The organism is Desulfovibrio sp. JC010, from assembly GCF_010470675.1.
Classification (GTDB): Bacteria; Desulfobacterota; Desulfovibrionia; order Desulfovibrionales; family Desulfovibrionaceae; genus Maridesulfovibrio.
In genome coordinates this window covers 62,796-72,476 of the sequence record NZ_VOIQ01000019.1, presented here as the reverse complement: position 1 = coordinate 72,476, position 9,681 = coordinate 62,796, and the positions used below count along the sequence as shown (strand labels likewise).

The following is a 9,681-nucleotide window of genomic DNA, read 5'->3' as shown; positions in this document are numbered from 1 at the left end:
TCCCAAGCAACGGTTCGGGTTAGAAGAACAAAGCATGACGACCCAAGCTCCGGCACGGTCTTAAAAAACCAAGGCAAAATCGGTCTGCCATGCAAAATTACAACTGTTTAATTGGTTAAACAACGTCAATCAAGACGTACTAGGCATTATCTATTCATAAAAAGCGCGCAGCGCATCAAAATTTAAATACTGTGAAAAATAAGAATAAAGAAATTAAAGATTTGGTTTCTCTTCTGGAGAAGCATAATGAAGCATACCGTCGTGGTATGCCTACTATCAGTGACGGACGGTATGACGAGTTGACTGAGCAGCTGCGCGACCTTGATCCTGAAAACCCGTTCTTGACCAATGTAGAGCCGGAAAATTTCAGCGAAAAGGTTGAGGTGCGCCATCCCCGGCCCATGCTATCCACCGAGAAAGCGTACACCACTGAAGAGCTTGAGCGGTTTGTTTTCCGTGTGGAAAAAGAAGCCAAGGCTATGGGGATTAAGGATGTTACATACCGGATAACCCCCAAACTGGATGGGCTTGCCGCCCGTGATGACGGGAAGGTTTTTGCTACCCGTGGCAACGGTGAAGTGGGTTATGAGATTTCCAGTGCCTTTGCCAAGGGTGTGGTAGCTGTGGGCGGCCGCGCACAGGGCGTTGGCGAGATTGTCTGCAGTGAAGAATATTTTGCCGAGCACCTCGCTGATTCTTTTGAACATCCGCGTAACATGGTTGTGGGCATCATCACCTCGGATAAGGTCAATGAAGCCGCCAAGCAGGCTTTGCAGGATGAGGCGGTAAGGTTTGTGCCTTACAGCACCCTACCCAAGAAGGTTGTGGATGGTGAAGAGCTGGTCAGCCGGGTCTGGGAAATTACCGATGAACTTTGGGAAGCCACTGATTATCCGCTGGACGGCATGGTTGCGGAAGTGACTGATACCGCGCTTCAGGATCGTCTTGGGGCTACTGCCCATCATTACCGCTGGCAGATTGCCATTAAGAAGAAGGGCGAGTCTGCGGTAACTGAAGTTGAGGGAATTCGTTGGCAGGTTGGCCGCATGGGCGCGGTTACTCCGGTCATGGAGGTCAAGCCTGTCTCTGTTTCCGGGGCGACTATCCGCAATGTTACCGCGCACAATGCCGGAATGTTGCGTGACCAGTCCATCGGCATCGGGGCCACCATCCGCATCATCCGCAGCGGTGAGGTTATCCCCAAGCTTGAGGAAGTGATCAAGCCCGCACAGGATGTGGAACTGCCTGCTGAGTGTCCTTCCTGCGGTGCGGAACTTTTCTGGCAGAATGATTTTCTGAAATGCCCTGATTTCAGCTGCCCTGCACGTGTGGAGCAGCGCTTGGAATACTGGTTCAAGACCCTCGGTAATGCTGACTGGTTCGGCAAGAAAACCATCGCCAAGCTGGTCAAAGCCGGGCATAATTCCCTTGAATCGGTCTACACCATGGCGGAAGACGATTTCCAGAAACTGGGCTTCGGTCCTGTGCAGTCCACCAACCTTGCGGAAGCTCTGTATATCAGCAAGACCAAGGAAACAGACGATTGGCGTTTTCTGGCCGCATTCGGAATTCCTGATCTGGGTAAAGCGGACAGCCGCAAGCTGCTGGGGCACTTCAAGCTGGAAGACGTGGTCAATGTCAAACAGGAACAGCTTATCGAGCTGCACGGTTTCGGCGATCTGACCAGTCATTCTGTTACCAAGGGCATTGCGGCCATCAAGGAAACTATCCTGCACATGCTGGAATTTGATTTCAATCTGCGCCGTACCCCGCTGGTTGCCGAGACGGAAAGCCTTGAAAGCCCCATCACCGGAAAGGGGATCGTCTTTACCGGAAAGATGGAGCAGGGCAGCCGCGAAGACATGCAGGCCATGGCAAGGCGGCTGGGCGCAAAGGTTCAGACTTCTGTTTCCGGCAAAACTGATTTTCTGGTTTGCGGCAGCAAAGTCGGAGCAAAGAAAATCGAATCCGCCAAAGCCAAGGGCGTAGAGATTCTGTCTGAAGCTGAATATATAGAAATAGTAAACGCTGAGTAACACAAATTTAATGCCTCCGGCGGCTTAAACCCTTTTGCAAAAGGGTTTAAGAATCCCAAAACCTTTTATTAAGGCTTCGCCGATTTTTTATTCGAAGGTCGTCATAGCGCATTGCTTGCGAAGCATATGAAAAAGTTTTGAGGGGATGGGGTCTGGGGAAGGGGAACTTTTCCCAAAAGTTCCCCTTCCCCAGCCGCCGGAGGCAAAAAATATTAATGGAGATAAATATGACAGATGTAGTAATCATAGGCGCGAAGGGTCGCATGGGCGACACACTGGTCCGCTGCGTACAGCAGAGCGATGATCTGAAACTTGCAGCAGTCATGGAACGTTCCGGCTGCGAAGAGGGCCTTGATGCACTGGGCTGCGTTTGCGGCACTGATGCTCAGGAAGTCCTGACCAAGGTTCCCGGTGCGGTTGTGGTTGATTTTACTTCCCCGGCAGCTACTTTGAGTCTGTTGCAGACCGCTTCTGTTACCGGCAATCCGGTTGTTATCGGCACCACCGGCATGACCAATGAAGAGATTGCGCAGGTGGAAGAGTTCGCCAAGAAAGTTCCTGTGTTCCTCGCTCCTAATATGAGCGTGGGGGTGAACGTGCTGCTGAAGGTTCTGCCTGAACTGGTACGCATGCTCGGCGATGCTTATGATATGGAAATGACTGAAATTCATCACAATAAGAAAGTGGACTCCCCCAGCGGAACCGCGCTTAAGCTGGCTCAGTGCATGGCTGAAGCGCGCGGTCTTGTTTATGATGAAGTGAAAAAGCATTCCCGTGACGGTATCATCGGCGCAAGGACCAAGGATGAAGTCGGTGTGCTGGCAGTTCGCGGCGGTGACGTTGTGGGTGATCATACCGCATATTTTCTCGGACCCGGTGAACGCATTGAAGTTACCCACCGCGCCCATTCCCGCGAGACTTTTGCACAGGGCGCACTGCGCGCCGCACGTTGGATCGCTGACCAGAAACCCGGTAAGCTTTACGATATGAATGACGTGCTGGATGTAAAATAAGCCAGACTGGCTGATAGAGCACTATCTGCCATTTTGATTTTTGAAAGGCTGTACCTGATCCGGTGCAGCCTTTTTTACGATTTAAGTCTGATGTTTTTACAGCTGCCCGCCCTTAGTATAAGATCAGATAAAACTGGAAAACAAACAAAAAAATCAGGCGGACTATGTCATTTTATGTAAGAGCTACGCTAACTTATATTGCTTTTTATCTGTACATCCGGCTTTGGATATGCAGGCTGCTGATTGATAATCCCAAAATCAAACGCGGTGTGCTCATCGCTACTGATCTGATGACCATTGTTATGCCCATCACGATTTTTTTTCCTGATCACCTGCCATACCTGCTCAAGATTCTTATGCAGGGGGCGGGGTATAGCTGGGCGGCGATTATCGCCTGTATGGTTCCGGTGGGGCTCTGCTTTGAGCCGATTCGCTGGGGCATGAAGATTCTGGGCAACGGCATCAGAGTGCCGAGGCTTAAAATATTTGCGGCTCTTTGCCTGATATCTATTGCCATGACCGTAGGCGGGTATATCAATGCTACTTCGCCGATAGTCAAAGAAGTTGATTTTGATCTTTCCAACGGACGCAAGGATGCTAAAGAGTATCGGGTGGTCATGTTCTCCGACCTGCATGCCGGAAAGCTGATGACCCGTGACCGTGTGGGCGCGGTGGTCAACATGGTTAATGAGTTGAAGCCGGATATTGTACTCATGGTCGGTGATATTCTGGACGACCATGATTGCGAGATAAGCGGAGCTGTGGATGAGCTGGCCCGTATCAAAGCACCGCTGGGCAAATATGCCGTGCTTGGTAATCATGAATATTATCTGGGCAATGACTGGTCGCGGCGTATGCTGAATAATCAGGGTATTCAAGTGCTGGGCGACAGGTCGATTGTGGTGGACGGTCAGTTTCTGCTGGCGGGACGCAATGATTTCGCAAACATGCGCAGCCCCGGATTAATTAGGGCGGTGTTGCAGAATGTAATTCCCAAGGACAACAAGCTGCCCATAATTCTTATGGATCACACCCCGCACCACCTTGAAGAGGCGCAGCAGAGCGGCGTTGCCCTGCAGGTTTCCGGGCATACCCATAACGGTCAGCTTTTTCCGTTTAATCTGGTGGTGAAGCGGATATTTGAAGAAGAATACGGCAGCTACCAAAAGGGTGACACCCATTATTTTGTCAGTTGCGGAGTCGGTTTCTGGGGACCTCCGCTCAGGACCAACAGCAGACCGGAAGTGGTGCTTATGAAGGTTCGGATTTAGATTGGATTAGGTTAGATTTGTCAGGTCCGGGGAGATTTATAAAATCTCCCCGGATTTTAGTTTATCTGGGAAATGATCCGTTGTTGATATCGATGCAGGTGCCGTTGATGTATTCCGGGCAATCAGTAGCCAGCCAGTACATGGCTGCGGCCACTTCTTCGGGCTTGCCGAAGCGTCCGGTGTAGACTGCAGCTTTGATAGCGTCCCGGCGGGCCTTAGGGATTGTGTGCAGCATGTCGGTTTCAATGGGCCCGGGAGCAACTGCGTTAACTACGATTCCGTGCGCTCCGAGGAGTTTGGCAAAGCTTTTGGTCATGTTGATGACCCCGGCTTTGGTGATCCCGTACCAGACATCAGGATGCCCGATTTGACCGGCAACGGAGGAGACGTTAACAATCCGTCCGTAGTTCTGCTTTTTCATGGATACAGACACAGCGGTGATCAGGGCTACCGGGGCTTCGATGTTGATCTTGAGTACCCTGTCTGCATCTTCAGCAGTGTATTCGTCATACGGGGTAGCAAACATGACCCCGGCGTTATTGATGAGTACATCAATTGCGGGCAGGGTGGCGATGAAATCCGGGATTCCGGCTACATTGTAAAAGTCGAATTTCTCTGTGCGTACCTGCGGGTGATCGTTATATTTGAAATTTGCGAAATCACGTGCCGCAACAATTACGTCGGCTCCGTCGGCAATGAACATTTCAGTCAGTTCAAGGCCGATCCCTTTGTTTCCTCCGGTAATCAGAACTGTTTTATTTTTCATGATAAATTTCCTTTTTTTGAAGTAGAACTTTAAGTTTGTGCGGCTCAGTAAAACTTAAAGAAAGCCGGAAATCAAGAGTTCATCCATTTATCTGATTTCCACATCATTTGACTGTGCTAACAAATAAATCAAGAATTGAATTTCAAGGCCGGATTCGTGAACGGTGTGGTCGGGATTAAAGATATGAAGAATGATAAATTAAAAGAGATCGGCGAGTATTTACTGAAAAATGTTGATTCTGCGGCAGCCCGGTTTGCGGAATTGCTGGTGGAGAATCAGCCGCGCTGGTACGCGGGTATGGATTTCGAGGAATGTAAAGGTATTGCCTCTTATGGTGTAACCATGAATCTCGAATGCTTTACCCGTGGCGATTATGTGCCGCTGGAGAATTATTTCAAGAGCTGCGCAGGGATCAAGCTGGACCGCGGCGTGGGTATCCGCGATGTAGTCGAGGGAACCCTGCTCGGCAAACAGGCATTTATCGCCGCCGGGATGAAATATTATAGTGACCGTACTGACTTCCTTGAATTTCTTAAAGAACTTGAAGAGTACTATGTTGAAGTCCTGACTCTGACCACGGACCGCTATTCCGGAATGCTCCTTTCCCGGCTGAATGCCGAGCATGTGCGTAATAAGCTGCTTTTGGAAGCATCGCGGACAGTTACCAGTGCCCTTGACCCGGATGAGGTTTTGACCCGTCTTGCCGAGGTACTGGCTGGCACCGTGGGTGAGGGGTGTTGTACTATTTTTCTGGTCGATCCTGATACTGGCGGACTCGCGCCCTGTGCCGGGCACGGTTATGGCTCCAAGGAGTGTCAGAGTGCCTTGCAGGGCTTGCGGCTCTGCTCCTCCGGCAATGCTTTAAGCAGTGTGGACGGCAAGAGTTACGGATTCTGTTCTTCCAACAAGGCCAGCCGTTCTTTTGCGGACATCCTGCCTGATGCTGTGCGCTCCGGCAGTGCTTCCCTTTTCCATATTACCAACAGTGAACGTATGGTCGGGGTGGCCCTTGTTTCTTCGGACCAGCCCGGATTTTCTTTTGATGAGGCTACTTCCGAACTGATCGGCGGTATATTGAATACAGTGGCCGTTGCCATTGAAAGTGCAGCTGCGGCGCGCCAGACCAAACGCCAGCTCATGGAAAGCGAAAGTCTGCGCCGGGTGGCAAACGTGCTTCTTGAAAGTCCTGAAGGCAAGAATGGAAAAGTGCTCAGCCTTATTGCCGATGAAGCGCGGACCATTGTCAACGGCATGGGCAGTGTTTTGATGCTCCATGAGGGTGATTCTCTGCACTGCGTTTGCGGTTCCGGTGCTCCTCGGTGTCCCATTGAGTTTTATCCTGTGGATTCAAGCTATTACGGCGGTGTCTTTCAGGAAGGAAAGACTACAATTGTACGTGATGCCCAGAGTGAGATTCCCGCAGCGGAACGCAGTGAAGAAGTTCGCACACTGATTATCGTGCCTTTGCTGGAAGGGGATAAGAAACTAGGTCTGCTTATGGTTTCCAACAAGTCCGGCGGGTTTGACCATGCGGATAAACGCATCATGGAAATGTTCGCGGCGCAGGCGGTGCTGGCTCTGCGTAACAGCCGTATGTTCGAGCAGAGTGAAAAGCTGGTCGTGCAGGGCGAGCGTCAGCGACTGGCCCGTGAACTGCACGATTCCGTCACTCAGGCTCTCTACGCCATAACTTTTTGTTCTGATGCTGCCATGCGTTCCCTTGAATCCGGCAAGGAAACCGCCGCAGCCGATCAGCTTAAGGCTTTGCAGGGCATGGCCCAGCAGGGCATGCGCGATATGCGTTCGCTCATTTTTGATCTGCACCCGCCGGAACTGGAAAGTGAAGGGCTGGTCGGTGCCATTCAGGCCCGTCTGAATTCCGTGGAAGTCCGTTCCGGGCTGGGGGCCGATCTGTTTGTGGATGGTGATGAAAGACGTCTGCCCCTGCGGGTGGAGGAAGAAATTTTTCGCATCGCCATTGAAGCCCTGAATAATTCTACCAAGCATTCCAAGGCTGAATCTGTTACTGTGCAGGTGGATTTCGGTGAAGGCGAGACCCTTGTTCGGATTATTGATGACGGACAGGGATTTGATCCTGCCACACTGCCCACGGGTGGAATGGGCTTGCGCGGAATCCGTGAAAGGGCTGATAAAATTAATGCCGAGCTTGATATAAACAGCACTCCCGGAAAAGGGACAGTGCTGACTGTGAAAGTTTTTGATGAAGAAATGGGAGGCGGAGATGAGTAGTGTAATTAAAGTTCTGCTGGTTGATGATCACGATATTGTACGCATCGGCGTGCGCAGTTTTCTGGGCAGTTTTGATGATATTGAAGTGGTCGGCGAGGCTGCCAACGGTCAGGAAGCAGTGGAAATGACCGCTGAGCTTTCCCCGGATATTATCCTTATGGATATGCTTATGCCGGTCATGGACGGCATTCAGGCTATCCGTGAAATCCGGGACCGCAAACTTCCGGGCCGCATCATCGCCCTTACCAGCTTTGCCACTGATGATAAGCTTTTCCCGGCAATCAAGGCCGGAGCCATGGGCTATCTGCTTAAGGATTCCACTCCGGATGAACTGCTGGAAGCGATCCGCCGGGTGTATCGCGGTGAGCCTTCCCTTGCGCCGGATATTGCCCGAAAGGTTCTTTCCGAACTTTCCCAGCCCGGTGAAGAAGCTGCCACCCCGACTCCCGACCCGCTGACCCCGCGTGAACTTGATACCCTCAAGCTGGTTGCCAAGGGCAAGAGCAACAAGCTGATTGCCGAAGAGATGTTTGTCAGTGAGGCCACTGTGCGTACCCACATGACCAGCATCCTTTCCAAGCTGCATCTGGCCAATCGTGTGGAAGCCACCCTTTACGCCCTGCGTGAGGGGATTGCTTCGCTATAGGCAACAGATTTTAAATCGTATTGTGATCCGCTATGACGTTTTGTTATAGCGGATTACTCTTTATGTACCTGCTGAGTGTATCCTTTGATGATGCGTTTTATTGTCCCGTCTTTCAGCATATTTTGAATAACCTGATCGAATTCAGGCAGAATTTTTAAATACTTGCTTTTTTTGCTGATTAACAGATGAAACGGAAAAGACGCTATTGTCCCGTTGGTGAGGATGATTTTTTCTGAAACATTCTGGTTGGTTATTTCAGGCCATGCTGCCAGGGGCCATTCGATAATAATATCGCCTCGTTGGCGAGCCAGCATGGGCCAAATATTTTCAGGTTCAGATGCTTCATAAGTGGTTATGCCAAGGGGCTGGATATTATCCTTATTCCATCCGTTTCCCAGATAAGTAATCACAGTCAGGCCGGTATCCTTAATATCCTGCGGTGTTTTGATCTTATCCATTACGTCTTTTTTTGGGTGTCCTTTGTAAGTGAAGAGTTGCGTGTATGAATGATAAAATGGTGTTGGGTGGGTTTCCGTATACGTGGCTCTCTCGTCAGTTGGAACTGTCAGAATCGCGTCAGCTATCCCTGATTCTACATGGTTCTGACATCTGGCCCATGGGTAATATTCCCATTTAATTTTTATGTTAAGCCGCTTCATGGATTCATATATAATCTCATAAAATATACCCGATTTCGTCCCGTTCTCTTCCGTTCTGAGAAGAGGCCAGAGTTCACTGTGGGCAATGATGAAGGGAGCCTTTTCAGCTTGTGCTGCAGGGGTGGGAAGAATATGAATTGCGCAGAGCAGGAAGATAATTTTCAATATGTATGTGCAGTTAAATCTCATTTATTTCTCCATGTACCGTACAGGGTAGCAATTCCATCCTTTAATTTCTACGACAAATGTCGTGTATGTTACTGTTTTATGTTCATCTTTCCGGTGGATGCTTTTTGCTGCTTCATTTGGGTATACAATTATCAATGGATGAGGCGAGCCCGAAAGCCCTTCCTGATTAAGTTATAATTAACCCATTTGCATAAAGGAAACTAGAAATGAAAAAGCAATCCAGACGTACGGCAATGAAACTTTTCGCGGCACTCGCTGCAAGCGGTTCCATCCTCTCGGCACTGCCTGCAAAAGCAGCTGGTACAGCCAGAAAATGGTGGACTCCCACATCCATGGACGCCATGACCGCTTTGCGCACCCGCCGCAGTGTCCGGTCTTATACTTCTCAGGATGTCAGTGAAGAGCAGATCAATGAGCTTCTCGGTGCGGCCATGAGTGCTCCCAGTGCCGGAAACGAACAGCCCTGGGAATTTGTAGTTATTCGCGATAAAAATATTCTTTCGCAGGTTAAAAGAATCAACAAATACGCCGGGTATGCGGCTAAATCCCCGGTTTCCATTCTTGTCTGCGGTGACCTGGAGCGTGATAAGTTCGGCGGCTACTGGATTGAAGATGTTTCCGCTGCCACCCAGAATATCCTGCTTGCTGCCCATGCCATGGGCCTTGGCGCGGTCTGGACCGGAATTTATCCCATGACCGACCGGGTTGAAAAATTCCGTGATCTGGTAAAGTTGCCCGAACACATTGTACCCATGGCACTGGTTGTAATCGGCCATCCCAAGAAAGCACATAAAGCCGTGAACCGTTTCAAACCTGAACGTATCCATAAGGACACCTTTAAAGGGTAGCAT

8 protein-coding genes are annotated in these 9,681 nt (G+C 50.2%); 6 read left to right on the top strand and 2 right to left on the bottom strand.

The window, feature by feature from the left end:
- Nucleotides 1-266 precede the first annotated feature (266 nt).
- The 3 genes from FMR86_RS20895 (at nucleotide 267) to FMR86_RS18405 (ending at nucleotide 4,320) form a co-directional block, all read left to right on the top strand.
- A complete protein-coding gene (locus tag FMR86_RS20895; protein ID WP_373682502.1) occupies nucleotides 267-2,036 on the top strand; it encodes a BRCT domain-containing protein in 1,770 nt (589 codons plus the stop codon).
- Between the two features lie 227 nt (nucleotides 2,037-2,263).
- A complete protein-coding gene (gene dapB / locus FMR86_RS18410; RefSeq protein WP_203545002.1) occupies nucleotides 2,264-3,049 on the top strand; it encodes a 4-hydroxy-tetrahydrodipicolinate reductase in 786 nt (261 codons plus the stop codon).
- 164 nt (nucleotides 3,050-3,213) lie between these two features.
- Complete coding sequence (locus FMR86_RS18405) at nucleotides 3,214-4,320, top strand: metallophosphoesterase (RefSeq protein WP_163352869.1); 1,107 nt, start codon at nucleotides 3,214-3,216, stop codon at nucleotides 4,318-4,320.
- Between the two features lie 61 nt (nucleotides 4,321-4,381).
- Here the strand turns inward: FMR86_RS18405 and FMR86_RS18400 are convergent, their stop codons facing one another.
- Nucleotides 4,382-5,086, bottom strand: coding sequence for an SDR family NAD(P)-dependent oxidoreductase (locus FMR86_RS18400; RefSeq protein WP_163352868.1), 705 nt, complete (start codon nucleotides 5,084-5,086; stop codon nucleotides 4,382-4,384).
- A 183-nt stretch (nucleotides 5,087-5,269) separates the two neighbouring features.
- On the opposite strand from FMR86_RS18400, the gene FMR86_RS18395 reads away from it, so the two are divergent.
- Both FMR86_RS18395 and FMR86_RS18390 read left to right on the top strand, forming a co-directional pair.
- On the top strand, nucleotides 5,270-7,336 hold the full coding sequence (locus tag FMR86_RS18395; RefSeq protein ID WP_163352867.1) for a GAF domain-containing sensor histidine kinase: 2,067 nt from the start codon (nucleotides 5,270-5,272) through the stop codon (nucleotides 7,334-7,336).
- On the top strand, nucleotides 7,329-7,982 hold the full coding sequence (locus FMR86_RS18390; protein WP_163352866.1) for a response regulator transcription factor: 654 nt from the start codon (nucleotides 7,329-7,331) through the stop codon (nucleotides 7,980-7,982). The genes FMR86_RS18395 and FMR86_RS18390 overlap by 8 nt, the downstream gene beginning before the upstream one ends.
- 53 nt (nucleotides 7,983-8,035) lie before the next feature.
- Here FMR86_RS18390 and FMR86_RS18385 read toward each other — a convergent pair whose 3' ends face one another.
- Nucleotides 8,036-8,830 (bottom strand): ABC transporter substrate-binding protein, encoded by a 795-nt coding sequence (locus FMR86_RS18385; RefSeq protein WP_163352865.1) that lies wholly within the window; start codon nucleotides 8,828-8,830, stop codon nucleotides 8,036-8,038.
- Between the two features lie 206 nt (nucleotides 8,831-9,036).
- On the opposite strand from FMR86_RS18385, the gene FMR86_RS18380 reads away from it, so the two are divergent.
- On the top strand, nucleotides 9,037-9,678 hold the full coding sequence (locus FMR86_RS18380; RefSeq protein WP_306770967.1) for a nitroreductase family protein: 642 nt from the start codon (nucleotides 9,037-9,039) through the stop codon (nucleotides 9,676-9,678).
- Nucleotides 9,679-9,681: the final 3 nt, after the last annotated feature.

What these genes read in the sequence shown, in the direction of transcription:
- FMR86_RS20895 (WP_373682502.1), top strand. Translation starts at nt 267, where the DNA reads ATGCCTACTATCAGTGACGGACGGTATGACGAGTTGACTGAGCAGCTG.
- dapB (WP_203545002.1), top strand. Translation starts at nt 2,264, where the DNA reads ATGACAGATGTAGTAATCATAGGCGCGAAGGGTCGCATGGGCGACACA.
- FMR86_RS18405 (WP_163352869.1), top strand. Translation starts at nt 3,214, where the DNA reads ATGTCATTTTATGTAAGAGCTACGCTAACTTATATTGCTTTTTATCTG.
- FMR86_RS18400 (WP_163352868.1), bottom strand. Translation starts at nt 5,086, where the DNA reads ATGAAAAATAAAACAGTTCTGATTACCGGAGGAAACAAAGGGATCGGC.
- FMR86_RS18395 (WP_163352867.1), top strand. Translation starts at nt 5,270, where the DNA reads ATGAAGAATGATAAATTAAAAGAGATCGGCGAGTATTTACTGAAAAAT.
- FMR86_RS18390 (WP_163352866.1), top strand. Translation starts at nt 7,329, where the DNA reads ATGAGTAGTGTAATTAAAGTTCTGCTGGTTGATGATCACGATATTGTA.
- FMR86_RS18385 (WP_163352865.1), bottom strand. Translation starts at nt 8,830, where the DNA reads ATGAGATTTAACTGCACATACATATTGAAAATTATCTTCCTGCTCTGC.
- FMR86_RS18380 (WP_306770967.1), top strand. Translation starts at nt 9,037, where the DNA reads ATGAAAAAGCAATCCAGACGTACGGCAATGAAACTTTTCGCGGCACTC.